Origin of the sequence: Hymenobacter humi, from assembly GCF_042665855.1 — a bacterium.
Classification (GTDB): Bacteria; Bacteroidota; Bacteroidia; order Cytophagales; family Hymenobacteraceae; genus Hymenobacter; species Hymenobacter humi.
This window is the reverse complement of the sequence record NZ_JBHTEK010000001.1, coordinates 1,889,347-1,914,205: the sequence shown is the minus strand read 5'-3', so window position 1 is coordinate 1,914,205 and position 24,859 is coordinate 1,889,347. Positions and strand designations below refer to the sequence as shown.

Here is a 24,859-nt window from a genome sequence, read left to right as displayed (position 1 = left end):
GTTCCTAGCGCCGGGGCAGGCGGTTGGGCAAGCTGTCGGGAACGCCGCTGCTGGCGCTGTTCATGCGCTCCAGCAGGTTGTCGGCGGCGATGGTGTCCACGCTTTCGGCGCGGCGGCGCAGCTCGCTAGGCGATACGCAGTTGTACTTCTTGGATATCTTGACCGTGGGCTTGGGAAACGGCCCCTGGGTGTAGCCCAATTCCTTGTCGCGGTACACCTTCTCCATGAACTTGCCGAAGATGGGCAGAGCCGTGCGGCCGCCTTCGCCCTGCTGCGAGCCCACGAAGTGAATGCTGCGGTCTTCGCCGCCCACCCACACGCCGGTCATCAGGTCCTTGGTCATGCCCATGTACCAGCCGTCGGAGTAGTTGGACGTGGTGCCGGTTTTGCCGCCAATCTGGTTGTTGTTGCGCCACGTCGTAGTCCCACAGGGCCTGCGAGGTGCCACCGGGCTCCTCCATGCCGCCGCGCAGCATGTAGGTCATCAGCCACGCCGTTTCGGCCGAGATGGCCCGCTTTTGCACGGGGTCAAACTGCTTGATGACGTTGCCGTTGCGGTCTTCGATGCGCGTTACCAGGCGGGGCTCGCTGCGGAAGCCGTTGTTCATGAACGTGCCGTAGGCATTCACCATTTCAAACACGCTCACGTCGCCGCCCGAGCCCAGGCCGATGCTGGGCACGGCCAATAGTGGGCTGGTGATGCCCACTTTGTGCGCGTACTTGGCCACGTTCTCCCAGCCCACTTTTTCGGTGAGCTGGGCCGTGACGGAATTCACCGACCGAGCCATGGCGTAGCGCAGCGTCATGTTCATGCCGGTGTACTCGCGGGTCACGTTGTCGGGCTGCCATTCCATGGGCTGGCCGTTTTCCACATAGTTGATGGTCACGCGCTTGTCCTGGATGCGGTCGCAGGGCGAGTAGCCGTTGTCGAGGGCCGTGAGGTACACAAAGGGCTTAAACGTGGAGCCGGCTTGGCGCTTGCCCTGTTTCACGTGGTCGTACTGGAAAAAGCGGTAGTCGAGCCCGCCCACCCAGGCCTTGATGTGGCCCGTGAAGGGGTCCATGCTCATCATGCCGGCGCGCAGGAAGTGCTTGTAATACGCCAGCGAATCGAGCGGCGACATCACCAGCGTGGTATCGCCGTCGTCCTTTTTCCAGGTAAACACCTTCATCGGGCGCTTGGCGTGCAAGGCCGAATCCAGGCGGAAGGGCTGGTTTTTGTAGCGGTTGGCGAGGGTCTTGTAGCTCTCCGTGCGCTTCATCTGCGTTTCGATGAAGTCGGGGATTTCCTTGCCTTTGTCGTCGACCCAGGGGTCCTGGCCACGGTTGCGCCAGAAGTTGTCGAACTGGCGCTGCAGGGCCTTCATGCGCTCGTGCAGGGCCTCCTCGGCCAGGGCCTGCATGCGCGAGTCGATGGTGGTGTAGATTTTCAGGCCATCGCGGTACATGTCGTGGCCGGTGCTGTCGCACCAGGCGTTCACAAACTGGCCGATGGCGCTGCGGAAGTACGTGTCGGGCCCGTCGATGTGGCGCTCCACGTGGTAGTCCAGCACAATCGGCGTGGCTTTGAGGGCCGCGATTTCGGCGGCGGGCAGCACGCCGGCCTGGCCCATGCGGTCGAGCACCACGTTGCGGCGGCGCAGGGCCGCGGCCGGGTGGAAGCGCGGGTTGAAGGCCGTGGGGTTGTTGAGCACGCCCACCAGCATGGCAGCCTGCTCGGGCTTGAGGCTGTCGGGCGAGGTGTTAAAGAAGGTTTTGGCGGCCACCTTGATGCCGAAGGCGCTGGAGCCGTACTCCACGGTGTTGAGATACATCCGCAGAATTTCTTCCTTGGTGTAGCGCTGTTCCAGGTCCACGGCCGTGAGCCATTCCTTGGTTTTGGCCACGATGGTGCTCACCACCGGAATGTAGCCCAAGGCGCCGCGGCTCTGCTGGCGGCGGATTTTGTAGAGGTTTTTGGCCAGCTGCTGGGTGATGGTGGAGCCGCCGCGCTTGTCGCCGCGCAACGACGAGTAGAAGCCGCCCAGCACCGCCGCCAGGTCGATGCCTGAGTGCTCGTAGTAGCGCACGTCTTCGGTGGCGATGAGGGCCTTAATGAGCAACGGCGACATCTTGTTCAGCGGCACCGGCGAGCGGTTTTCGCGGAAGTACTTGCCAATCAGCACTCCGTCGGAGGTGTATAATTCGGACGCCCGCTCCACTTTGGGGTTTTCCAAATCGGCCAGGCTGGGCGACTTGCCGAACAGGAACATGAAATTGGTGCTCACCAAAAACGGGTACACCAGGAACAGAATCACGACGAGCCCAAACAGCACCCAGGCCCAGGCTGGTAATGCGCAACGGCCAGCGGCGGCGGCGCGGCGCCGCGGATTTAGCGCCCGGGGTACGGGGGAAACGGTCGGTTTGAGGTCGGCCATGCGAGGCAGCTAGGGAAAAACGGGGACAACGTCCTGCCGCGAGGAATGACAAATATACCAGTCACCCGCCCCAAAAGGTCAGTTGTGCAGGCGCGTGGGCAAAAATGCGCGCAAATCACCCGACGGCCCGCTAGCGGCGCGGGCGGGCCGACAGCAGGGCGTGGTGGTGCACGTTGCGCCGCGCCCGGGCCCGCCGGAGCTGCCAGCGCCAGCCCAGCTCCACCAGGGCTGTGAGGATAATGCCCAAGCCGAGGAAGTAGCTCCAGTGCAGCAGCCGGATTTGGCCGCGCGTGGGCGCATCCAGTTCCTGAAACAGCAGCAGGCCCCACAGGCTCGTCGAGCAAGGTGAACACCCACACCGCCGTGGCAAACGTGCGGCCCACCCGGCCCAACGCCAGCTGCCAGTGCAGCGCGTAAAGCACCACGCCCGGCAAGGCCGACAGCAACACCAGCGGCGCGGCCTTCACGAGCGGCAACCCCAGAAAAATCATGCTCAGCGTCTCCTTCAGCACCTGCGCCCCGGCCATGGTGCGGCCGAAACGCGAGAGTTTGGGAGCGACGGTGAGTTGGTGCGAGTGAGAAGTGGGCATAGGGCGGGACCGGTTAAGCCGTTGAGCCACCAAGTTACTGATTTACCGCTAGTAGCGGCGGGTCATCATGCGCGTGGCTTGGCAGCGCCATGTGAGTATCACAATAAGCAACCCTTTTACGGAATCGAGCAATAAATTGCCAGGTTTTCCGAAGGTAAAATAAATGCCGATGCCAATACCTATCCACCACAAGCCCAGCACGTAGCACCACGTAGCGTAGCTGGGCCGCCGCTGCCACACCTGCCCCAATGCTACCACCGCCACTACGGACACAAACAGCAGCAACCACCCCAGAATGTAAGTCAGAAACCGGGTTTCGGGCCCGTACTTCACCCCAAACTGCGCGAGCATAAAAGCCGGCGCATGAAACGCGCCCCCGTCAGGGTCAGCTCCAGCACCAACGCAATGAAAAGCACAATCAAGAGTAGCGTTCGGGGCATAGAAAAAAGTAAGCATGAACCCGTTGCCAGCCCAATTCTTTATGGAAAGCCAAACGGGCTGCCAAGCTAAACAATAAAAAGGGATAAATATTTATTTAAGTCTATTCTGAATCATACTTTCCACTTGGCTGGCAAACTGATAAGCAACATTTTAAACTGCATCGACCGCTTTTTATGCCTACTTAATAAGTGGGCGTGACGCTGGCTCCTCACTGCCCCGACCACAAGAGCAGCATCTGCACGAAGGCCAGGAGCAGCAGTGCCACCAGCACCACGGCACCTGGCAGCACGCCGCGCAGCAAGCGCTGGCGTCGGGCCGCGGGCGTGGCCGCGCGCTCCTGCCATGTGAGCAGGACGGCGAGCACGGCTACGTCGCCGGCACAGAAAAGCAGGCCCAGAAAAGTGAGCAGGAGTTGCGGAAGTCCAGTCATGGCATCAAGGAATTGATTAGGGGAATTGAGCTACTTGGCCCCCAGCGCCTGGGCGGTACGCCAGTCGGCGTAGGTGCGGCCCTGCCAGTCGGGGTGGGCGGAGTAGCGGCTGGTCCAGCGGGCCACGGCGGCATCGAGGCGGCGCTGGGCTTCCTCGTCCGAGATGACTACGGTGCCGCCGTATTCAGCGTCGGCAGTGAGCTGGGGCGTTTGGTTGAGCAGTTCGCGGCGGGCCACCAGCGTGGGCAGCACGCGGCCGGGCATGTCGAGCAGAAAGCCGATGTCGATGCTGCGAAAGCGGGATTGCAGATTATAGCTGGCAATCCAGACTTCCCAGTTGCCGGCCGCCAGCATTAGCAGCACCACATACGCTGCCAGCGAATTGAGCCGCACCAGGCTGTAAGCCGAGCGTCGCTGCCAGATTTTGAGCAGCACCGTGCCCAGCCCGAAAAACACCAGCAGCAGGAAGAAGCACACGCCAATGCGCTTGTAAGCCAAGCCGCTGTGGAGGATGTAGTAGTAATTGCGCAGCCCCACCGACACGGCCAGCACCACGTTTTGCAGCACCCACACGGTAGCGCCCCAGCGCAACCACGGCAGCCCGGGCTGGTAGAAGTTCAGGTTGCGGCGGAAAAACCACAGCACAATTCCCATGGCCAGCAGAATGCTGAAAATGAGGACGTAGGTACCCTCGTGCACAAACTGCGTCAGGTCGAAGCCCGGCTTGGGCACAAAGCCGAACCACAGCCAGTTGACGTCGATGGCGTTCACGACCAGCAGCAGCGCATTCACCAGCCCAAACACTGCGGCGGCCGCCACAAACTCCTTGCGCAAATCAAGCGCCTTGGCTGTGTTGAGCTGAAAATTGGGCCGGCGCACGGCAAACGAGGCCACCCGGTCGCGCTGCCGCCGGATGAATTCGCCGAAGTGGGATTCGTGGTCGGCATAGAAGTACACCGGCACCGCCACTACCGCCCCGGCCGTAACCAGGAAGCCCAGCGTGACAAACACTAGGTGCGCCAGCGAAACCTCCGGCAGCAGCCACAGCAAAAAGTCACCCAGCGCGGCCAGCACCCGGCTGCTCAGGGCGCTATACCGCGGGTTGGCCACCGCAAACAGCAGGTGGAATGCCCCCAGCACCACAAGCGGCACCAGCAGCAGACGGCCGTAGAACCAGCCCCGGCGGGCGCGGCCACTGGCGTTGCGCGGCGCCCGCAGCCCCAGCAGCACCCGCGGCCCGGCCTGCGCCACGCTGGCAAAAGCCGTGAGCAGGGCGTACAGCACCAGTTTCAGATGGGGCTGGTTGACGTAGCCCAGCAGCATGAGCACCGAGGCCACGCAGGCCAGCGCCGCCGCGCCCGAGCCGTACACGGCCATCATGGCGCCGCTAAACAAGCTGCCGCCCACCATCAGCCAGAAGTACCCCGAGCGGCGCACCGCCGCTACGCGCGGCAAGAGCACCAACTGCACTACCACCACAAAAATGGTAAACACCAGCAGGTTTGGGCCGCCCTTTTGCAACCAGAAAAGCCAGTCAAACAGCAGCGCGCCCAGCGGCAGCAGCAACTTCTGCGCGGTGGTCAGAGGAACGGAGGCTGGCGCCAGGGCCGAAATGGCGGCCGGCGAAACGGGCGAGCCGACTGGCCAGCGGGCCAGGGCGCAGAGGGTTGGGCGAAATCAGACATGAATAAAAGTTATTAAAAGAACTTTGTGTTTCAAAGTAACTGTGCAAAAAGAAGCGCCCATCGCCGGGCGCACGAATTTTTAAGGCCTTAGAAGCTTCTCCAGGGTGACAAGGTGCTGCTGAAAGGCGGCTTTGCCCGCGGCCGTGGCCGAATAAGTGGTGTTGGGCTTCTTGCCGATGAATTGCTTGCTTACGAGGATGTATTCGGCCTTTTCGAGGGCCGCCACGTGGCTGGCGAGGTTGCCATCGGTGAGGTCGAGCACCTCTTTCAGGTCGTTGAAGCTGACCGATTCGTTGGCCATCAGCACGGCCATCACGCCCAGCCGCACGCGGTGGTCGAACGCCTTGTTGAGGGTATGGATGAGGTGCTTCACCGGACAACTGCGGAGTTAGCCGCTGCGCCGGCTTTTGCCGGCCGCTCGTAGCGGTTGTACATCACCAGGCCGTAGCCGATGTGGCCCAGGCCAAAGCCCAGGGCAAAGAAAATCAGCCCCCAGCCGGGCAGCAGCATGCACACCAGCCCCAGCCCAATCTGGGTAAGCCCCAGCCACCGGATTTCGTCCAGCGTGAACTTGCTGGCATTGAGCAGTGCCAAGCCATAAAACACCAGCATGCCGGGCACCACCATGGCCGCATCGCCGCCGAGGAACAAGCGCAGGCAAAAAGGCCACCCGCCACCAGCGGCACGGCCAGAGCCAGTACCAAGCGCCGCGCCGGGCCGGTCCACAGGGGCTGGCCATCGTGCTTGGTGCGCCGCTGCGTGAAAAGGAAGGCCGCCAGCAGCGCCGCGCCTATCATCGTGCCCGAGAGCAGCAGCAGAAACGGCAGCGCCGCCCGCCGCTCCAGCGCCGAGCCTTGCATGAGCTGCAGGTAGCCGTCGGAATAATGGCTTTTCAGGTAGAAATGGCCCACCGCGGCGCCCACCAGCGCCACCACCCCAGCCCCCACCCCGCTCAGCCCCGACAGCGACAGATAGCGCGAGCCTGCGGTCCATGATGGCGCGGATTTCAGTGAGCTGAGCAAGCGGGTCGGGATTGGCGGGCTTCATAGTGTTCGAAGTTCTTTGGGCTGCAAAGTTGGGGGAAAAGATTGATACATTTGATGCCATCAACTTTTTTCTGTCGTGGAAGCCCACTATCCGTTGTCTACTCCAAGCGCCTGGGGACGGGCATGCCTGCTATGGTTGCTCACTAATCTTGTCGGCACAGCTATCTGCCTATTTTTAATAGGCTCAAGAAAAGCGCTTTTCGGGATGGAAAACATGATTCTAGCAGCCTTGTACGTAGCCTTATTTGCTGCAATTGGGTCCTTGTCGGTTATTCCCTTTACTGTTCTGGCATTTCGCAAAATGCTGCCCATGCCCATTCGTAACCTCCGGCTTTTGGCCGTTGGAGTTACTGTGTGCAGCTGCTTTCTTTTTCGAGCCTTGGCTGGTTAACATTTGGCAATGATGTGATGACCGCAATGGTCTTAATGGCGCTTTACTTAGGCGGATGGGTGTATCTGCCCGTAGCATTAGCAGCAACTGCTTTAGTATACCGCCATTGGCTGTTCAGACCTAATGTAAAAAGCATTGCGACGACCAATGGGCTCAGTTAAAAATTTGCTGCACCTTCCCCTGGAGCGTGTTTGCGCTGTTGGTTGTATTAGGTATCAACTGGCCTTTGGTGGGGCTCGACCTCAGCGCAAGTGCTAATCTAAAGCGGTTTTCGGGACCATGTACAGGTAGCGTGGACTCTGCAAGTCTGCGTGTCGTTCGGTCAGCATCACCATGCGCGGACTCGCAGAGTCCACGCTACCTGTATACCAACTTCAAAGCCGCTCTGGCTAAATTCGGCGCCCCGTCATGTTTCTGCGTATCCTTGGGCCATGCGCCTCCGCCTACGCCTGTTTGAATTTGAGGATTTGCCGTGGTTCCCCACCGTCATCCGGGCCGGGATGATGGACTACCTGCGGTTCATGATTTCTACTCTAGGCACCTACCGGCCCATCGCACCGCTGCTGGCCGAAGGCCTGCGCCGCACCGGCCAAACCGCGCTGCTGGAGCTCGGCGCCGGCGCGGGCGGCGGCACCGAAACCGTGTGGCGCGCCCTGCAAGCCGAAGGCCTGGCCGACGTCACCGTGACCCTTACCGACCTCTACCCCCAGCCCGCCGCCTGGGCCGACATCGCCCAGCGCACCCAGGGCCGCATCGGCCACGAGCCGGCGCCCGTGAATGCCCTGGCCGTGCCTGCGCAGCTGGCGGGCTTTCGGGTCATTTTCTCCGCGTTTCACCACTTTCCTCCCACCGCAGCCCAGGCCCTGCTGCACGATGCCGTACGGGCCGGCACCGGCATTGGGGTATTTGAGGGAGCCGGCAAGCATTGGGCAGAACTGCTGCTGGCCTGGACGGTGCTGCCGGTAGCCCAACTCCTGCTCACGCCTTTTTCCGGCCGTTTCGCCTCAGCCGCTTGGTGTTTACGTACCTCATCCCGCTCATACCGCTCTGCACCATTTGGGATGGCTCGGTCTCGCTGCTGCGCATGTACTCGACCCAGGAGCTATTGGCGCTGGCCCAACAAGCCGACCCCACCCAGCAATTCACCTGGCAAGCCGGTAAAAAACGTCACTGGTGGGGCCCGGAGGTCACTTACTTGATAGGCTGGCCCGACGCTTCGCTTAATGAAGAATTAAGAATGAGGAATGAGGTCTTATCAGAGCCACCTTTGCACTGATTCCTCATTCCTCATTCCTCATTCTTAATTGAGAATAGAAAACTACCGTCGGGCGCTGCCACTGCTGCGCATTCCGTTTTCCATCTACCTCATGCCCGTGTTCTGGTTTGGGCTGAGTGCCCTGCGCGGGCCGTGGAGCGGGTGGCGGGCGGCCGGGGTATTTGTGGTGTTGCACCTGCTGGTCTACCCGGCTTCCAACGGCTACAATTCCTACTACGACAAGGATGAGGGCAGCATCGGCGGGCTCAAGACGCCTCCGAAAGTAACGCCCGAGCTGCTGCACCTGGTGTGGCTCTTCGATGCGGTGGCCGTGGCCGGAGCCGCGCTGCTTTCGCTGCCTTTCGCGGCGCTGGTGGTACTGTATCTGCTTATTTCCAAGGCGTATAGCTACGACGGCATTCGGCTCAAGAAATACCCGCTACTGAGCACGCTGGTAGTGGTGCTTTTCCAGGGGGCGTTTACTTTTTTGATGACGCAGGTGGGCGCCGGAGCTTCATGGTTCCAGCTTAGCGACGAAACCAATCTGCTGCTGGCACTGGTGAGCACGCTGTTTTTGTGCGGCTCCTACCCGCTCACGCAGGTGTACCAGCACGACGAAGACGCCCGGCGCGGCGACCGCACCCTGAGCTTGCGGCTGGGCATTCGGGGCACGTTCGTGTTTGCGGCGGTGGGCCTGCTGGCGGGGGCAGCCACGCTGGGCCTGGCCTACTGGCTGCGCCAGGAAACACGGCCGCTCCTGATATTTCTGGTGGCCACCGGCCCGGTGGTTTGGCTGTTCGGGCGCTGGGCCTGGCAAGTGTGGCACGACGAGCGAGCGGCCAACTTTGAGCGCACCATGCGCATGAACCAAGTGTCGTCGTTGTGCCTGAGTGCCGCGTTTGTGGCCATGTTGCTCTGGCGCTGAGGGGCTTGAGCGTCCAGGCCGTAGGCCACCTTCTGCCGGCCTACCACGTACTTTGAGCCAGTCGTTGTTGCCTTAGCTTCCTCTCGTATGCGTTTTGTCTGGTTTGCTGTGCTGCCGCTGCTTGCGGCGTGTAATTCGACGCCCTCTGCCGTGCACGAGGGTAGCATTTCCCGCATTGCCGACCGGGACAAACCCGATACCTCGGCCCTGCCACCACCCGATACCACCCGCGCAGCCGCCGTAAGTGTTCAGGCCGATACCCTGCTCACGACACAGCAGGTGCACGTATTCAGCCAGCCTGACGGCCGGCCCGACGTATTTCGCCTGGTGCTCCGGGGTCCGTCGGTGCTGGAGGGCGCGGCCATGTTCACTATTACCGATGCGAATGGGCAAGTGATTTTTCGGGAAACCCTCAGCGCCGCCGACCTGGAGGCACCCATGGTGTACGAGATGAAAACCGCAACTGCCACGCCGGCCGAACGCGAAGCGTTTGTGCGACGGCGCATTCGGGAGTTCTTCCGGCCAGCCCAATTTTCCAGCCCGGCCGTGCCAACCGCCGCCCCCTACCCCACCGGCCCCGAAGCACCCGACCACGCCACCTGGAATGACCTGCGCAAACGGCACGAAAGCATCCGCTTCACGTACCTGGTGGGCAAGGAAGACCGGCGCAGCATCGCGTGGTCGCCCCTGAAAAAACAGGTAGTACGCCTTTGACGCTGCGCTTAATGAGGAATGAGGAGTGAAGATTGGGGTAAACCAGCTCAATTCCTCATTCCTCATTGAACAAGCGCAGCGTCACTAAGCAGCTGCTCCAGCCCCTGCCGCACCATTTCGAAGGGCTGGTAGCCGCGGGCCAGCACGTAGCCTTGCTCGCCCACGCGCACGATACTGGTTGGGAAGCCCTGCACGCCGATGCGGGCCACAGCGGCAAACTCTTGCTGCGTGGCCCGGGCTGTTTCAGGCGCGGCAAAGCGGCGTTGAAATTCTGTGGAATCGACACCGAATGGCGCCAGCAGGGCGTTGTAGGCGCTCGGGTCGTTCAGATTTTGGCCGTCGCGGAACAGGGCCGCCTGCACGGCGTGAGCAAAGGCCACGGTGCGGGCCGGGTCCTCGGTAATCTGGCGGAAGGCCACAATGGCCCGGCTCGGCGGTTCGGAGTCGTACACGTAGCTGCCTTCCTCGCCCAAGGCTCGGAAGCCTGCGCCAAACTGCACGCCGGTGGTCTTTTCCACCTCGCCCAGGGACTGGTCGATGTAGTCCCAGGTGGCGGATATCGGCTCAACTTCCTCGCCTTTCACCATGCCGCCGCACAGCACCGATACATCGATCCGGCCGGCAAACTCGGCCTGTACCCGACTAATGACCGGGCTCATGCCGTAGCACCAGCCGCACAGCGGGTCGTGGATGTAGAGCAGTTCGGGCAGGTTGGCAGCAGGGTCGGGAGCCATTGAATAAAAATTAATACAGAACAAAAATAGCTCAACTGCGGCCCCTATGGCTGCTTCAGCCTGCCCTGCACCTTACAGCCGCAAAGTTTCCTGCGCCACTGTTGAATTTATTTCTGAGCGCTACAGTTCAGATATTGCTATGCTAGATAATTTTTAGTCTACGATTATTATTTATACAAAAAAGCCCGTTGCAGTACTGCAACGGGCTTTTTTGTCCTTAAAGCAAGTTGCTTTAGCCGTTCATGGAGATGAGGAATTCCTCGTTGTCCTTGGTGCCTTTGATGCGGTCCTTGAGGAATTCCATGGCCTCGGTGGCGGTCATGTCCGACATGAACTTGCGGAGCACCCACACGCGGCTCAACTCGTCCTTGCTCATGAGCAGGTCTTCGCGGCGGGTGCCGGAAGCGGGGATGTCGATGGCCGGGAACACGCGCTTGTTGGCCAGCTTGCGGTCCAGCTGCAGTTCCATGTTGCCGGTGCCTTTGAATTCCTCGAAGATAACCTCGTCCATCTTGGAGCCGGTTTCGATGAGGGCCGTGGCGATGATGGTGAGCGAGCCGCCGCCTTCCACGTTGCGGGCCGCGCCGAAGAAGCGCTTGGGCTTTTGCAGGGCGCCCGCGTCGATACCACCCGAGAGGATGCGCGACGAGCTGGGCTGCACCGTGTTGTAGGCCCGCGCCAGGCGGGTGATGGAGTCGAGCAGAATTACCACGTCGTGGCCGCACTCCACGAGGCGCCGGGCCTTGTCGAGGGCCATTTCGGCGATTTTCACGTGGCGGTCGGCCGTTTCGTCGAAGGTTGAGCTAAGCACCTCGGCCTTCACGGTGCGGGCCATGTCGGTTACTTCCTCGGGACGTTCGTCGATGAGCAGAATCATCAGGTACACCTCGGGGTGGTTTTCCGAAATGGCGTTGGCCACTTCCTGCAACAGCACGGTTTTACCGGTCTTGGGCTGGGCCACAATCAGGCCGCGCTGCCCCTTGCCGATGGGCGCAAACAAGTCGAGCACGCGGGTGCTGATTTGGCTGGACTTCGTGCTCAGCTTCATGCGCTGGTCGGCGAAGAGCGGGGTGAGGTGGCTGAACGGCACCCGGTCACGGACTTCCTCCACGGTGCGGCCGTTCATGCTGTCTACGCCCACCAGGGCAAAGTATTTCTCGCCTTCGCGCGGCGGCCGGATGGTGCAAATCACCGTGTCGCCGGGCTTCATAGCAAACTGCTTCACCTGCTGCGGCGACACATAGATATCGTCGGGCGAGGATAGGTAGTTATAGTAAGGCGAGCGCAGGAAGCCGTAGCCGCCGTCGGGCATCAGCTCAAACGTGCCGCCGCCGGGCACCACCAGGTCGAGGTCCTGTCGGGCGGGGCGCTGAGGCTCGCGCGGCTGTTGGGGTTCGCGTGGTTCACGCTGGGGCTGGTCGGTGCGGGGCGTGCCGTCGGGGTTGAGGGCGCGCTGCTGGCGCTGCAGGTCGCGCTGGGCGTAGCGCTCCTCGCGGGTCAGGGTGCGGTTGTCGCGGTCGTTGCGGGGCTGGTCGGTACGCGGCTCGCGCGGCTGGCCTTCGCGGTTCTCGCGGGGTTGGTCGTTGCGCGGCTCCCGGGGCTGGTCGTTGCGAAGGTCGCGCGGCTCCCGGTTGTCGCGGGGCTGGTCATTCCGGGGTTCCCGCGGTTCACGAGGCTCGCGGTTTTCGCGCGGCTGGTCGTTGCGGGGGCGCTGCTGGTCGCGCCCGTCGCGCCCGTCCCGCACTTCACGGTTGTCGCGCTCGAACCGGTCGGCGCGGTTCTCGCGGCGGTCGGCAAAGCCGTTGCCACCGAATTCGCGGCGGTTTTCGCGGCCATTGTCGCGGGTATCAGTTCCGTTTTCGGAGGGAGCAGCAGCGGCTTGGGCAGCGGCGGCAGCTTCGGCGGCGGCTTTTTCAGCAGCCATTTCGGCAGCGCGCTGCTCCGTGATTGGGCGGCCAGCGCGGTCCACCCGCTCCCGGCGCGGGCGCTCGGGGCGACCGGCGTTGTTGGTTTCCGACTGCTCAGCACCGTTAAGTTGCTCGGCGCCGTTAATCTGCTGGTCGGCACTGGGGGCAGCGTCGGCATTCGGTTCAGTAGCAGGTGCGGCGGGCACGGGCTCGTTGGCCAGGGAGGCGCCGGTGGCATCCTGAGCTGGCACGAGGGCCAAACCTTCGATGGGGTCCAATATTTCCACGGTGGCGGCGGGGGCAGCTTGGGTCACAGCGGCTTCGCGACGCGGCTCGCGCGGCTGGCGGGCCGGGGCTTTGGCAGCGGGCGGTGCTACGTCTGAGAAAGGCTGCTCGGCCGTGCTCGGGGCTGGGCGGCGCCCGTTGGGCTTGTTGCCATTGGCACGGGGCGGGGCAGCTACGGCCACGGGCGCTTCGGCGGCGAGGGCCGGCGCGGGGCTTCTTGCTCGGCGGCGCCGGGGGTCAGGGCCTGCTGGTCGAGGATTTTATATATCAAATCCTGTTTGCTGAGCCGCTTGAAGTTGCCCACATTCATTTGCTCGGCAATCTCTTTGAGGTCGGACAGCAGCCGGTCCTTCAACTCGTTAATGGTGTGCATAAAGGGAATAGGGGAGAAACATCGGCTTAAAGCGAGGGGCTGGCTGCCCAGGAGGCCCGCTTGGGGGCCCAAAAGCCAGCTACGGCACGAAAGCGGCCAGGCCGCGATAAAGCATTGGCAAGAAACGCGGGCTATAAAGTATAGCAGCGCGCGGCGCGCAATGGAATAAGCAAGAAATGAGGTGCGAAAGGGGACCGCTGGGTAATCAGCAAAAGACGGGCCGGAGGCGAACGCTGAGGTCCGCGGTTCCTGCCACGGCGGCCGGTTGCTAGCGCAATGTTAGCGCATTACGGGCAAACCGCCAAATCGGATACTTGATGGCAAAGGTTTAACACCGGCTGGCGCAAAATAAGTTGCCGCAAGCTTCGCAAGCCCCACGGCAACAAGCCTGTGGTTCCGCCCGGTTTTACTTCCGACATTTGCCCGCATTCCACTACGCCCCCTATGCTGCAGATTTCCGTTCTCCGCGACCAGACAGAGCTTGTGCTGGCTGGCCTTGCCAAAAAACATTACGCCACCGGCCCCGCCGACGTCGCCGCCATCCTCGACCTGGACCAGCGCCGCCGCTCGCTCCAAACCACGCACGACGCCTCCCAGGCCGAAGCCAACGAGCCTGGCCCGCCAAATCGGGGGCCTCATGAAATCGGGCGACAAAGCCGGCGCCGAAACCCTGAAGGCACGCACCGCCGAGCTCAAGCTGCACACCCAAGCCGCCGCTACCGAGTTGGCGCAAGTAGAAAAAGAGCAGCAGCAACTCCTTTATAAGCTCCCCAACCTGCCCCACGCCAGCGTGCCCCAAGGCCGCTCCGCCGCCGACAACGAGGTGGTGCGCGAGCACGGCAGCAAGCCCACTCTGAGCCCTGATGCCCAGCCCCACTGGGAGCTGATTAAAAAGTACGACATCATCGATTTTGAGCTGGGCAACAAAATCACGGGCGCAGGCTTCCCGGTGTACAAAAACCAGGGCGCCCGGCTCCAGCGCGCCCTTATCAACTTCTTTCTGGACGAAGCCCGGGCGGCCGGCTACGCCGAAATGCAGCCCCCGATTCTGGTGAACGAGGCCAGCGGCTACGGCACCGGCCAGCTCCCCGACAAGGAAGGCCAGATGTACCACGACGCCAAAGACGACCTCTACCTCATTCCCACGGCCGAGGTGCCCCTGACCAATATTTACCGCGACGAAATCATTCCCGTCGACAAGCTGCCCGTGCGCATGGCTGGCCACACGCCCTGCTTTCGCCGCGAGGCCGGCTCCTGGGGCGCCGACGTGCGCGGCCTCAACCGCCTGCACCAGTTCGACAAGGTAGAAATCGTGCAAATCACGGAGCCCAACCAGAGCTACGACGCCCTGGAAGCCATGCTGGCCCACGTCGAAGGCCTGCTGCAGCAGCTCAACCTCCCCTACCGCGTGCTGCGCCTCTGCGGCGGCGACATGGGCTTCACCTCGGCCCTCACCTACGACCTCGAAGTGTGGAGCGCCGCCCAGGGCCGCTGGCTGGAAGTAAGCTCGGTGTCGAACTTCGAAACCTACCAGGCCAACCGCCTCAAGTGCCGCTACCGCGCCGACGGTGGCAAAACCCAGCTGCTGCACACGCTCAACGGCTCGGCCCTAGCCCTGCCCCGCATCGTGGCCGCGCTACTGGAAAACAACCAAACCAGCACCGGCATCGACCTGCCGCTGGTGCTGCAGAGCTACTGCGGCTTCGAGCGAATTGAGCTGTAGTTGAGCTGATTTATATAAAAAGCCGTGGCTAATGTTTTAGCCACGGCTTTTTTGTTTGTGATGAAATGGTGGCCGAGACCAATTAAATAGTCTTGCATAAGTAACCGTAGGGTCATGCTGAGCCTGTCGAAGCATCTCGGGCGGAGGAACCTCACCCCCGGCCCCTCTCCAAAAGAGAGGGGAGCCACGGCACAAGCTTTAGCTTAATTTCAGAAAACAGAAAGGCCCGCCTCACTATTAAGCCGGGCCTTTTGCTATGTAAAGAATTAAAGTCAGGCTCCCCTCTCTTATGGAGAGGGGCCGGGGGTGAGGTTCCAGCGCGGACGCCAGATGAGCAGAATAGTCCAGAGAGTGGAAATTGGTTCTGCCGCTGAGGTTACCGTCCATCGCGCGCAGGCGGCAGGTCTAGGTCTAGGTTTTGGTCGCGCATGCACTTGAAATGGCCTTGCGGGCACTTGTCGAAGCCGATTTTGGAACACGGGCGGCACGGCAGGCCTTTTACTTCCAGCACCTTGAACTCGGTGCGGTAGGGGTACATGCCAAACTCGGGCACGGTGTTGCCCCACACGCTGAAAATCTCCTTGCCAAAGGCGGCCGCAATGTGCATCAGGCCGGTATCGTGGCTCACCACAAATTGCGCCTGCCGCAGCAGCGAGGCCGATTGGTGCAGGGTATAGCGCCCGCAGCCATTCACAATGAGCGGCTGAGCGGCTGAGTGACTGAGCGGTTTTTCAGGAAATCGATAGGGTCTGTCGGGAATGGTGGCCGCGGGAGCTGCTACTGTGGCTGCTTTCGTCGCAAACGCCTGCTCAATGATGTGGCCGATGCTCTCATCCTCAGGCCCGCCGAGCAGCACGATGGGGCGGGCCAGCTTGGCGCACAGCTCAATTAGCTTTTCGACCGGGAGGCGCTTGGTGGCGTGCTGGGCCCCGATGGCCACTGCCACGTAGCCCCGCTGGAAAGCCGCGGGCAGGGTATTAAGCTCAACTTCCTGCCCTTCCGGGATGAAGTAGTCCAGGCCCCGGCCGTCGTCTTTCACGCCAAGCATAGCAGCCGCCTCCAGGTAGCGCTGCACGATGTGCACGCGCGGCAGCTTATCAATCTTGAAATTAACCAGCAGCCATTTCTGCCAGTTGAGCTTGTCGAAGGTGCTGCCGGGCACGCCCAGCCGCACCTTTAGCAGGGTGGTGCGCAGGTTGTTGTGCAGGTCAATGACGTAGTCGAACCGCTCAGCGTGCATTTCGCGCACCAACTCACCGAGGCTGCCGGTGAGGCAGTGCACTTTGGTGATGTAGGGGTTGGCTTCGAGCAGGCCCCGGTAGCCGGGTTTTGTAGCAAAGTGAACCTCTGCCCCTGGCACCTGCTGGGCCAGCGCCCGCACCACGGGTGTGGTGAGCACGATGTCGCCAATAGAGGAAAAGCGGAGAACGAGGATTTTCATAACAGAACAAACTCCCCTCCTTAGTTAAGGAGGGGATGTTCGCGCTTCAGCGCGAACGGGGGTGGTTGAGTCGTTGAACTACACGCGTACGACTGACGGCAGAACGACTTGAGTGGCATCGTTCGGGTGTCGTTCAACGGCTCAACCACCCCAGTTGCCGCTTGCGCGGCAACGTCCCCTCCTTAACTAAGCAGGGGAGTTTTTTCTTTTAAACAACGCCTATTCAAACAGCGACTTTTTGTATTCCAGCGGGGGCGTGATGCCGGCTTTTCGCTTTTCGAAATAGGCCGCGGCTTCGTCCACCGACTTTGCGTTGAACGTCATTTCCTTGGTCAAAAATCCCTTGCGGCCCATGAGCACGCCGTAGCGCATGTCGGCATAGCCATCGGTGTGGTGGGCGTCGGGGTTGATGCTGAGCATCACACCCTGGTCGTGGGCGTAGCGCACCCAGCGCCAGTCCAGGTCGAGGCGCCAGGGGTTGGAGTTGATTTCGATGATGACCTGGTGCTTGGTGCAGGCGTCGATAACGGCTTTGTAGTCGATGGGGTAGCCCTGGCGACGCAGCAGCAGGCGGCCGGTGGGGTGGCCCAGCATGGTGGTGTAGGGGTTTTCGATGGCGCGCAGCAGGCGTTCGGTGGCTTTGCGCTCGTCCATTTTCAGGTTGGAGTGCACGGAGGCCACGATGAAATCGAAGCTGGCCAGCACGTCGGACGGGTAATCCAGGGAACCGTCGCTGAGGATGTCGCTCTCGATGCCCTTGAAGATGCGGAAGGGCGCGAGCTCGGCGTTGAGCTTGTCTATTTCCTGGTGCTGCTGGCGCACGCGCTCCACGCCGAGGCCGTTGGCGTAGTGCGCGGCCTGGCTGTGGTCGCAGATGCCGAGGTACTCGTAATTGTGGTCGCGCAGGAAGGTGGCCATCTCGCGCAGGCTGTGGTTGCCGTCGGAGTAGGTGCTGTGGTTGTGTAGGGAGCCGCGCAGGTCGCTGTCTTCGAGCAGGCGGGGCAGTTTCTGCTCAGCGGCCAGCTCAATTTCGCCCAGGCCTTCGCGCAGCTCGGGCACGATGTACTGCAGGCCGGCTTTCTCGTAAAGGGCTTCTTCCTGCTGGAATGTTTCGCGGCGGGCCCACTGGCGCAGCGTGGCCGGGGCCCCGCCGCCGTGGCCCTGCACGCCGGGCAGCGGCTCGTTCAGGTGCTCTTCGGCGGCCGAGTTCAGGAACAGCTCGGTGGTGAAGGCTTCGGCCGTGGTGAGCAGCACTTCCACCTGCACGCCCGACTCGGTGGCCGTGCCGCGCCAGGCAAACGGGCCGGAGCGGTGCGGATTGGCCGTGAGGCCGTCCAGGGAATTGAGCAGCAGGTGGGCCTGGGCCGGGCGGTCGGTAGCGGCCACGAGGCGCACGGTTTCCACGGTTTCGAGGCGGCGGCGGATTTCGCCGGCCACGGCTACTTTTTCGATTTTCAAGCCGTCGCGCAGCTGCTGGCACAACTGTTCGGCCAGGCTTTCGGCCTGCGGGTAGAGCAGCTTGCCCTTGCTTTGGCCGGCAAACTCCAGGGCTTCGAGTATGGAATCCTGGGTCTTTTTGCCGAAGCCTTTGAGCTTGCTCACCAGGTCTTTTTCGGCCGCTTCGCGCAGCTGCTCGGCGCTTTCGATGCCCAGGTCGCGCCACAAGGCCCGGATTTTCTTCGGCCCGATGCCTTTGATGTTCAGCATCTCGACCACGCCGGGCGGGGTGATTTCGAGCAAGTGGCGCAGCTCCGGAAACGTGCCAGTGTCGAGCAGCTCGGCCACTTTGGCTGCGGCGGTTTTGCTCAGGCCGGTGCGGTCGGGCAGGCCGGAACGCTCGATTTCCGATACCGGAAAGCTCAGAGCGTCGAGGGCGTTGGCCGTGCCTTCGATGGCGCGGATTTTAAAGGGGTTTTCGTCGTGCAGCTCCATGAGCCTGGGCGGCCAGCTTGAAGGCGCGGGTCAGGGCGCGGTTATCCACGGGGAAGGGGTTTTGTGGGAACGAATGTAGCGTACACTGCTGCTTACGCGCCTTGCCGGCCAATGGCCAAACCCAGCGAAAGAACGTACCTGCTTGATTGGCCTTATCTTTCCGCCCACCCCATTTCCCAGAAATCGATGCTCACGTTGCATTTCCGTGGCCGGGTGCTGCTTCTGCTGCTGCTCATAACCATTGCCGGCTGCAAGAAGCGCCGCACTGTAGCCATTACCCCTAACAATATGAAACAACTGGAAGGCACCTGGCTTCTTTCGCAGGAGGAAAACACCGGCGACACCCTCGTGTATCGGCCCAACACCTACGCCTTTCCGCCGGCGCGGGGCCGCACGGGCTTCGCCATCAAGCCCTACGGCCGTTTTGAGCAGTTCGACATTGCGCCCACCGACGGCCTGGACGGCCGGCCGGGAACGTGGACCATCGACCGCAAAACCAAATTGCGCATCCACCTCAACGATGAGCTCGACCCCAACTACACCCTGGAAATTCTCGAAGTAGACTCCGTGAATAAGATACTAAAAGTGCGTCGCTTGGCCTCGCCGGGCTAGCCAAGGCCGCTAAGCAGAAAGTGGCTCAATTTTCGCCAACTCGGGGCGTTAGAACTGTCCAATCCCGGCCTGCGTTCTTTAACCCTTCGCTCTTTATTCATTCCCACATGTCGTTTTCCACTTCCTTCCGCCCCATTCGCGTAGCTCTTTTTGGCCTGTCATTGGCCGCGGTAGCTCCGGCGCATGCCCAGCAAGCCACCGTTAAAGTCAAAACCAAAACCGAAACGGCCGGCACCAAGGTGAGCAAGAACAAAAACAAGCTGGCCACGCCCGCGCCGGCCCCCAGCGCGCCGCAGCCCAAGTCGCCGCTGATTTCGGCCCCGCAGGTAATCGTGGATGCGCCCGTGGTAGCGGGCGAGGCGGCGGCCCCCGGCTGGCTTTCCGACTTGAGTGCTGCCAAGGCCCAGGCCAAGGCTACGAACCGGCCCATCGTAGCCGTTTTTCGGGCTCCGACTGGTGCAAGCCCTGCATCATGTACGAGCAGGAGGTTTTCTCTAAGCCCGAGTTTGCAGCTTTCGCCAAAGACCGGCTGGTGCTGGCCCACTTCGATTTCCCGCGCCAGAAGCGCAACCAGCCCACGGCCGCCCAGGCTCAAGCTCAACGAAGCTGCCGCAGGCCACCAACCGCGAAGGCGACTTCCCCTGGCCGTCATTATTTCGCCCGAAGGCAAGGTACTGGCCAAAACGGGCTACATTGCCGGTGGCCCGGCCGCGTTTGAGGCCTACCTGAAAAAGTAGTGCCCACGCTGTAGGCAGGCCCAGGCAAGTAGGTTTCAAGGAGTCGGAACGGCTCCGGTTTTTGTACACTGATGAAAGCATACGGCAAACCGGGGCGGTTTTTGGGCACTGCTGGTGGCGCTGCTGGCGGGCCTGCCCGGGCAGAGCCAGCCCAACGCGCCGCGCCACACCTACACCCGGAGCGCCCACCTGATGGGCTCCCGGTTCACGTTTACGGTGGTGGCCGAGAACGACTCGGCCGGGCAGCGGGCCCTGCGCGCCGGCCTGGGCGAGGTGAAGCGCATCGACCGGCTCATGTCGTTCTGGGATTCTACGTCGGAAGTGGTGCGCATCAACCGGATGGCGGGCGTGAGGCCCGTGGCCGTTTCGCCCGAAACCTTCGACCTCATCAACCGCACGCTACGCCTTTCGCAGCTCAGCGGCGGCGCCTTCGACATCACCTTTGCCAGCGCCGACAAGCTGTATAAGTTCGACCGGCAGGCCCACTCCGCCCTGCCCGACTCGGCGCTGGTGCGGGCGTCGGTGCGGCGCATCGGCTGGCAAAAATCAAGCTGGACCCGGCTCAACACACGGTGTTCCTGCCCGAAAAAGGCATGCGCATCAACCTGGCGGGCATTCTGCAGGGCTACGGCATCCGCCGGGCCAAACAGGTGCTCGAGGGCCTGGGCATCAAGGGCGGCCTGCTCAACGGCTCGGGCGACATCTACTGCTGGGGCCGGCAGGCCGACGGCTCGCTCTGGCGCGTGGCCATCGGCGACCCCGACCACCCGCGCAGCGTGGCCGCCTGGGTCGACGTGACCGACGTGGCCGTGGTGACGGCCGGCAACTACGAGCAGTACTTCACGGTGGGCGGGCAGGTGTACGGCCACATCATCAACCCGCACACGGGCTACCCGTCCACGGGGCTGCGCTCGGTTACGATAGTATGCCCCGACGTGGAGCTGGCCGATGGCCTCGATGAGGTGGTTTTCGTGAAAGGCGCCGAAGCCGGCCTGGCCTTCATAAATACGCTAAAAGGGGTTGAATGCGCGTTGATTACCGACGACAACCGCACGCTGGTGTCGCGGGGCATGAAGCTGAATTATTATCACGGGGCCACCACCACTCACCCCTGATTTCTCGTACCGATGGTTGTGCACCCATTCCGCCTTTTACTCCGTTCCCGCCGCCTGCTGCTGGGACTGTTGCTGCTGCCCCTGGGGCGGCCCTGCCCAGCTGTGTGTCCGTCGCCGCGTACCAGAAAGTGTACCTCAACGACGAGGACATGAAGCTGGCCAACAAAACCGTCGAAACCCCCGAAACCAACTTCGAAAGCTACCGCGAAGGCGCCGGCGGCGCCAACGGCGGGAAAGTAGGCGGCGGCTGCGGCTGCAACTAACTCTTTTTGAAGCCGCAGCAGGGTCCGTCCGCGGAGCTGCTTCAGCCTGATGCCCTTATCCTAAGCCAACTGTGAAACGCTTACCCTACTTCGTTGCCGTGGTCTTGCTGGCTGCTCCGGTTTTAGCTCAGGCCCAAACTCAGCCAGGTACGACTCAGCCGGGCGGCGCGCCCCTGATTCCCAACCGCGTGGACGGCTTCGGGGCGCCGGTGAGTGCCACCGTCCCCGTGAACCGAGCCGCCGACGAAACCACCGTTGACATTCTGGGCAGCTACTACCAGCAGGACGGCACCCACGGCGCCGTGGAGGGCGGCCGCGGCACCGAGAAGCTCACCGACGTCACGCCCACCATCATCGTGAACGTGCCGCTGGACACCGTGAGCCGGCTTTCCGTCAACGTCGGTGCCGATTTTTACGCCTCGGCTTCCACCGACCGAATTGACTACGCGCTGTCGACGCCCTCAAGCCACGACACCCGCTTTCACGCCGATTTTGGCTACACCCGCGAGCAAAAGGCCCGGGGCACGCAGTGGGGCGTGGGTACGGGAGTTTCGAAAGAATACGACTACTTCTCCTTCAACGTCCAGGGCTCGTTTGCCAAGACGTCGGAGGACGGCAACCGGCAACTGGGCCTCACCGGGCAGGTTTTTCTGGACCAGGTGACGCTGATTTTGCCCGTTGAGCCTGCGCCCGGGCTTTGCTCAGGGCCGCGACAACAAGGACTATGGCAAAGCCGCCCGCCAGAGCTATAATTTCTCGGCCACCTACTCGCAGGTGCTCACCAAGCGGCTGCAGGTGGCCGTCAGCGCCGAGCCTGGTGCAGCAGAACGGCTTGCTGAGCACGCCGTTTCATCGGGTATATTTCTTCGACAACCCCGAGCGCAACCCCGTGCCCGCGGTCAGCACCGAATTTTCGGCCGTGGCGCCGTCAGCTCCCCGAGTGGAAAAGCTGCCCAGCTCGCGCTTCAAGTACCCCGTGGGGCTGCGCCTGAACTACTACGCGTCGGATTTGGTGCAGGTGCGTTCGTACTACCGGTTCTACAACGACAACTTTGGCATCCGGGCGCACACCTTCGAAGTGGAGCTACCGGTGAAGGTGACGCCGTTTTTCGTGCTCTACCCCTTCTACCGCTACCACACCCAAACGGCCTCCACCTACTTTGCGCCCTACCTGGCCCATTCCATAGCCGACGAATTCTACACCTCCGACTACGACCTCTCGGACTTCACGGCCCACAAAACCGGCCTGGGCCTGCGCTACTCGCCGGTGTACGGCATCGGGCGCTTCCACGTGCCGGGCCGCGACCGCCAGGGCCGTACCCACGTTATGCGCTTTAAAGCGGTTGACCTGCGCTACGCGCACTACCAGCGCAGCACCGACCTCACCGCCGACATCGTGAGCGTCGATTTGGGCTTTGCGCTTTGATGAGTGATGAAGTAATGGGGTGAGGAGGTGATGAGGGGAACGGAATTAGGTTTGTAGTCTGAAACGACTGCCCAGCTTCGTCAGCCCCATCACTTCATCACCCCATCACCTCCTCACCCCATCACCAAAAATGAAGCATTGGCTGGTTAAATCTGAACCCGAAGCCTATTCCTGGGCCACGTTTGTGCTGGAAGACGGCACCGCCTGGACCGGCGTGCGCAACTACCAGGCCCGCAACAACCTCAACCTGATGCAGCCCGGCGACCTCGTGCTGTTCTACCACAGCGTGAGCGAAAAAGCCGTGGTGGGCATCGCCGAAGTAGCGGCCCTGGCCGCGCCCGATACCACCGCCGAAGCCGGCTCGCCGTGGGTGGCCGTGGCCCTGCGCCCGGTGCAGCCCCTGCCCCAACCCGTGAGCCTGGCCCAGGCTCAAGGCCGATGTGCGCCTGAGCGAGCTGGCGTTGCTGCGCCAGTCGCGGCTTTCGGTGCTGCCCGTGCGGCCCGAAGAGTTTGACGCCGTGCTGGCCCTGGGCGCAAAATAAAGGCGAGCCCTTCGGGACAAAAACGCTGGTTTAGGTTGTATATTTAAAGTAGTTACCACTTGTTGGAATAGGGTTGGAATAGATTTTTTCATTTGTTCTTAACGGCGCACAGGCATGAAACTCCGTTACTTTTCCCTGCTGCTTTCGTTCTGCGTGCTGGCGCACTCGCCGGCCCTCCGCGCTCAGCGGCGGGCACCTGCTCCGCCCCCGCCCAACGCGCCCGCGCAAACGGCCCGTACCGAGCTCCCCCTCACCGCCACCAATAGCGAAATCCACGTGCAGCCCCTGCCCGCCGACAGCTCGGTGGTGCTGCTGGTGGGGCGCGAAAAGCCGCTTTCGGGCAAGTCTACCTGGGCCTTTCAGCAATACGACCAGCAGCTGCACCTTCGCCAGGAAACGCCGCTCGAGATACCCGACGAATTCGACTTCACGCGCATGTGCTCGGAGGGCAGTACGGTGTACGCCCTGTATTCTTCGCACACCAAGCCCGGCCGCCTGTGGGTAACGGCCTACAACGGCCGCCTGGCCCAGGTGCGCAGCCAGCAGTACGAAAGCCGCCTGAGCCGCGACATTGTGGAGCTCAAGGCCCTGGACGGACGCTTGTTTGCCACGGTGCTCCTCAACGACCAGCAGCACGTGACGGTGCTGCTGCTTGACGTGGCCACGGGCCAGATGCAGTATCTCTCCTCCATCTACGAGCCGGTGCCCACCCAGCTCACCTTCGTGGCCGATGCCGCCAGCCGCCGCGCCGAATACGTGCTGAGCCAAACCAACGGCCGCAAGTCGCGCCTGCTGCTCAAACAGCTCACCGAGCGCGGCCAGCCTGGTGAGCTCCGAGCCTGGTGCAGGCCGAAAGCGAGCGCAGCCTCATCACCGCCCAGGTGACGCCGCCGCAGGACACCACGGCCCGGCTGCTCATGGGTACCTACTCGCTGCGCGACCCCAACTACGCCCAGGGTCTCTTTGCCACCGACCTGCGCCCCGTGGCCACCCCCGGCACCAAGCCCCGCTCCGGTTCTACGACTTTCTGCGCTTCAAGCACTTTTTCGACTACCTCAAGCCTTCGCGCCAGGCCCGGCTGCGGGAGCGTACCGAGCGCCGCATCGCCCGCTCCATGCCGCCCTTGCGCTGGCGCTACCGCGTGCTGCTGCACGGTGATGCCCCAGCCCGACGGCGGCTACGTGCTGGTGGCCGAGGTGTACTACCCCCACTACCGCTACAATAGCTACGGCAGCATTCAGCCCCCGTACTTTGGGGCCATGATGCCGTACGGCTCGGGCTACGCCAACTCGCGGGTGTTCGACGGCTACCAGACCACCCACGCGCTGGTGTGCGGCTTCGACCGCTCCGGCACCCTGCTCTGGGACAACACCTTTGTGGTGGAAAACCTGCGGCGCAACACCCTGGAAGAAGGCGTTCGGCTCCAGACCCTGCCCGACGGCCGCCTCGTGCTGGCGTATCTCGACGAGAGCAAGCTGCGCTACAAGCTGATAAACCGCGCTGAATCGTCGCCCAACGACCACCAAGTGCCCCTGCAGACCGGCGCCGGCACCGCCGATACCGGCGCCGAGCAAGCTACCGACACGTCGCAGGGCGAATTGCTGCCCTGGTTCGGCACCCGATTTATTGCCAGCGGCTTTCAGCGGGTACGTGCCGAGCGCGGGCCCGACCGGGAAGTGTTTTTCCTCAATTCGATAGCGTTTTAGCCATTAGCGCGATGGGGCCGGGCGAAGCTGGACGAGGCACTAAGTTTCGTCCAGCTTCGCCCGGCCCCGTCGTTCCATATCCGCCAAACGCAACCGTGCCAAGGTCGGCGTGCGTACAACGCACCCTATCCTCTTGTCACCTTTGCTTCATGATGCTAAAACTTCGTTT

General features: G+C 62.3%; 25 protein-coding genes and 3 pseudogenes. 16 read left to right on the top strand and 12 right to left on the bottom strand.

Annotated features, from left to right (window positions below):
• Window positions 1-125: 125 nt before the first annotated feature.
• The 7 genes from ACFQT0_RS10710 to ACFQT0_RS10680 form a co-directional block, all read right to left on the bottom strand.
• Window positions 126-2,417 (bottom strand): transglycosylase domain-containing protein, encoded by a 2,292-nt coding sequence (locus ACFQT0_RS10710; protein WP_380202626.1) that lies wholly within the window; start codon window positions 2,415-2,417, stop codon window positions 126-128.
• 130 nt (window positions 2,418-2,547) lie between these two features.
• Window positions 2,548-2,787: a hypothetical protein gene (locus tag ACFQT0_RS10705; protein ID WP_380202624.1), complete on the bottom strand. Its 240-nt coding sequence runs from the start codon at window positions 2,785-2,787 to the stop codon at window positions 2,548-2,550.
• A gap of 268 nt (window positions 2,788-3,055) precedes the next feature.
• Window positions 3,056-3,358, bottom strand: coding sequence for a hypothetical protein (locus tag ACFQT0_RS10700; RefSeq protein WP_380202622.1), 303 nt, complete (start codon window positions 3,356-3,358; stop codon window positions 3,056-3,058).
• 298 nt (window positions 3,359-3,656) lie between these two features.
• Window positions 3,657-3,878 carry a hypothetical protein gene (locus ACFQT0_RS10695; RefSeq protein ID WP_380202620.1) on the bottom strand — a complete coding sequence of 74 codons (222 nt, stop codon included), beginning with the start codon at window positions 3,876-3,878 and terminating at the stop codon, window positions 3,657-3,659.
• 30 nt (window positions 3,879-3,908) lie between these two features.
• On the bottom strand, window positions 3,909-5,444 hold the full coding sequence (locus ACFQT0_RS10690; RefSeq protein WP_380202618.1) for a DUF4153 domain-containing protein: 1,536 nt from the start codon (window positions 5,442-5,444) through the stop codon (window positions 3,909-3,911).
• A gap of 198 nt (window positions 5,445-5,642) precedes the next feature.
• Window positions 5,643-5,936 carry a winged helix-turn-helix domain-containing protein gene (locus ACFQT0_RS10685; protein WP_380202616.1) on the bottom strand — a complete coding sequence of 98 codons (294 nt, stop codon included), beginning with the start codon at window positions 5,934-5,936 and terminating at the stop codon, window positions 5,643-5,645.
• Window positions 5,933-6,214: a hypothetical protein gene (locus tag ACFQT0_RS10680; protein ID WP_380202614.1), complete on the bottom strand. Its 282-nt coding sequence runs from the start codon at window positions 6,212-6,214 to the stop codon at window positions 5,933-5,935. The genes ACFQT0_RS10685 and ACFQT0_RS10680 overlap by 4 nt, the downstream gene beginning before the upstream one ends.
• Before the next feature lie 89 nt (window positions 6,215-6,303).
• Here ACFQT0_RS10680 and ACFQT0_RS10675 point away from each other — a divergent pair, with 89 nt between their 5' ends.
• The 5 genes from ACFQT0_RS10675 to ACFQT0_RS10655 all read left to right on the top strand — a co-directional run bounded on the left by ACFQT0_RS10675 (window position 6,304) and on the right by ACFQT0_RS10655 (window position 9,894).
• Window positions 6,304-6,558: a hypothetical protein gene (locus ACFQT0_RS10675; RefSeq protein ID WP_380202612.1), complete on the top strand. Its 255-nt coding sequence runs from the start codon at window positions 6,304-6,306 to the stop codon at window positions 6,556-6,558.
• A 405-nt stretch (window positions 6,559-6,963) separates the two neighbouring features.
• The gene (locus ACFQT0_RS10670; protein WP_380202610.1) at window positions 6,964-7,161 is read left to right on the top strand and encodes a hypothetical protein; all 198 of its coding nucleotides are present in this window, start codon (window positions 6,964-6,966) and stop codon (window positions 7,159-7,161) included.
• 270 nt (window positions 7,162-7,431) lie between these two features.
• Window positions 7,432-8,199, top strand: a complete 768-nt coding sequence (locus ACFQT0_RS10665; protein ID WP_380202608.1) for a hypothetical protein — start codon at window positions 7,432-7,434, stop codon at window positions 8,197-8,199.
• 105 nt (window positions 8,200-8,304) lie between these two features.
• Window positions 8,305-9,180 carry a UbiA family prenyltransferase gene (locus tag ACFQT0_RS10660; RefSeq protein ID WP_380202606.1) on the top strand — a complete coding sequence of 292 codons (876 nt, stop codon included), beginning with the start codon at window positions 8,305-8,307 and terminating at the stop codon, window positions 9,178-9,180.
• Window positions 9,181-9,330: 150 nt separating this feature from the next.
• The gene (locus ACFQT0_RS10655) at window positions 9,331-9,894 is read left to right on the top strand and encodes a hypothetical protein (protein WP_380202604.1); all 564 of its coding nucleotides are present in this window, start codon (window positions 9,331-9,333) and stop codon (window positions 9,892-9,894) included.
• A gap of 62 nt (window positions 9,895-9,956) precedes the next feature.
• On the opposite strand, the gene ACFQT0_RS10650 is transcribed toward ACFQT0_RS10655, so the two are convergent.
• The 3 genes from ACFQT0_RS10650 to ACFQT0_RS10640 form a co-directional block, all read right to left on the bottom strand.
• On the bottom strand, window positions 9,957-10,628 hold the full coding sequence (locus ACFQT0_RS10650) for a DsbA family protein (protein WP_380202602.1): 672 nt from the start codon (window positions 10,626-10,628) through the stop codon (window positions 9,957-9,959).
• A gap of 232 nt (window positions 10,629-10,860) precedes the next feature.
• Complete coding sequence (gene rho, locus ACFQT0_RS10645; RefSeq protein ID WP_380202600.1) at window positions 10,861-13,002, bottom strand: transcription termination factor Rho; 2,142 nt, start codon at window positions 13,000-13,002, stop codon at window positions 10,861-10,863.
• The gene (locus tag ACFQT0_RS10640) at window positions 12,993-13,193 is read right to left on the bottom strand and encodes a Rho termination factor N-terminal domain-containing protein (RefSeq protein WP_380202598.1); all 201 of its coding nucleotides are present in this window, start codon (window positions 13,191-13,193) and stop codon (window positions 12,993-12,995) included. Before ACFQT0_RS10640 ends, rho begins: the two co-directional genes overlap by 10 nt.
• A gap of 444 nt (window positions 13,194-13,637) precedes the next feature.
• Here ACFQT0_RS10640 and serS point away from each other — a divergent pair.
• Window positions 13,638-14,916: pseudogene (gene serS, locus ACFQT0_RS10635) on the top strand (serine--tRNA ligase).
• Window positions 14,917-15,292: 376 nt separating this feature from the next.
• Here the strand turns inward: serS and ACFQT0_RS10630 are convergent.
• Both ACFQT0_RS10630 and ACFQT0_RS10625 read right to left on the bottom strand, forming a co-directional pair.
• Window positions 15,293-16,357: a glycosyltransferase family 9 protein gene (locus ACFQT0_RS10630; RefSeq protein ID WP_380202596.1), complete on the bottom strand. Its 1,065-nt coding sequence runs from the start codon at window positions 16,355-16,357 to the stop codon at window positions 15,293-15,295.
• Between the two features lie 219 nt (window positions 16,358-16,576).
• Window positions 16,577-18,289 carry a helix-hairpin-helix domain-containing protein gene (locus tag ACFQT0_RS10625; protein WP_380202594.1) on the bottom strand — a complete coding sequence of 571 codons (1,713 nt, stop codon included), beginning with the start codon at window positions 18,287-18,289 and terminating at the stop codon, window positions 16,577-16,579.
• Window positions 18,290-18,475: 186 nt separating this feature from the next.
• Here ACFQT0_RS10625 and ACFQT0_RS10620 point away from each other — a divergent pair, with 186 nt between their 5' ends.
• The 10 genes and pseudogenes from ACFQT0_RS10620 to ACFQT0_RS10575 all read left to right on the top strand — a co-directional run bounded on the left by ACFQT0_RS10620 (window position 18,476) and on the right by ACFQT0_RS10575 (window position 24,690).
• A complete protein-coding gene (locus tag ACFQT0_RS10620) occupies window positions 18,476-18,901 on the top strand; it encodes a hypothetical protein (RefSeq protein WP_380202592.1) in 426 nt (141 codons plus the stop codon).
• A 107-nt stretch (window positions 18,902-19,008) separates the two neighbouring features.
• Window positions 19,009-19,638, top strand: a complete 630-nt coding sequence (locus tag ACFQT0_RS10615; protein WP_380202590.1) for a hypothetical protein — start codon at window positions 19,009-19,011, stop codon at window positions 19,636-19,638.
• Window positions 19,639-19,830: 192 nt separating this feature from the next.
• Window positions 19,831-20,753 (top strand): annotated as a pseudogene (locus ACFQT0_RS10610) (FAD:protein FMN transferase).
• Between the two features lie 92 nt (window positions 20,754-20,845).
• Window positions 20,846-21,016, top strand: coding sequence for a DUF4266 domain-containing protein (locus ACFQT0_RS10605; protein WP_380205979.1), 171 nt, complete (start codon window positions 20,846-20,848; stop codon window positions 21,014-21,016).
• Window positions 21,017-21,087: 71 nt separating this feature from the next.
• A complete protein-coding gene (locus ACFQT0_RS10600; protein ID WP_380202588.1) occupies window positions 21,088-21,768 on the top strand; it encodes a DUF3570 domain-containing protein in 681 nt (226 codons plus the stop codon).
• A gap of 65 nt (window positions 21,769-21,833) precedes the next feature.
• A complete protein-coding gene (locus tag ACFQT0_RS10595; RefSeq protein ID WP_380202586.1) occupies window positions 21,834-22,442 on the top strand; it encodes a DUF3570 domain-containing protein in 609 nt (202 codons plus the stop codon).
• 130 nt (window positions 22,443-22,572) lie between these two features.
• Window positions 22,573-22,815: pseudogene (locus ACFQT0_RS10590) on the top strand (EVE domain-containing protein); the annotation flags it as partial.
• 67 nt (window positions 22,816-22,882) lie between these two features.
• A complete protein-coding gene (locus ACFQT0_RS10585; RefSeq protein WP_380202584.1) occupies window positions 22,883-22,984 on the top strand; it encodes a hypothetical protein in 102 nt (33 codons plus the stop codon).
• Window positions 22,985-23,098: 114 nt separating this feature from the next.
• The gene (locus ACFQT0_RS10580; protein WP_380202582.1) at window positions 23,099-23,869 is read left to right on the top strand and encodes a hypothetical protein; all 771 of its coding nucleotides are present in this window, start codon (window positions 23,099-23,101) and stop codon (window positions 23,867-23,869) included.
• Window positions 23,827-24,690 (top strand): hypothetical protein, encoded by an 864-nt coding sequence (locus ACFQT0_RS10575; protein ID WP_380202580.1) that lies wholly within the window; start codon window positions 23,827-23,829, stop codon window positions 24,688-24,690. Before ACFQT0_RS10580 ends, ACFQT0_RS10575 begins: the two co-directional genes overlap by 43 nt.
• The last annotated feature ends 169 nt before the right edge of the window (window positions 24,691-24,859 follow it).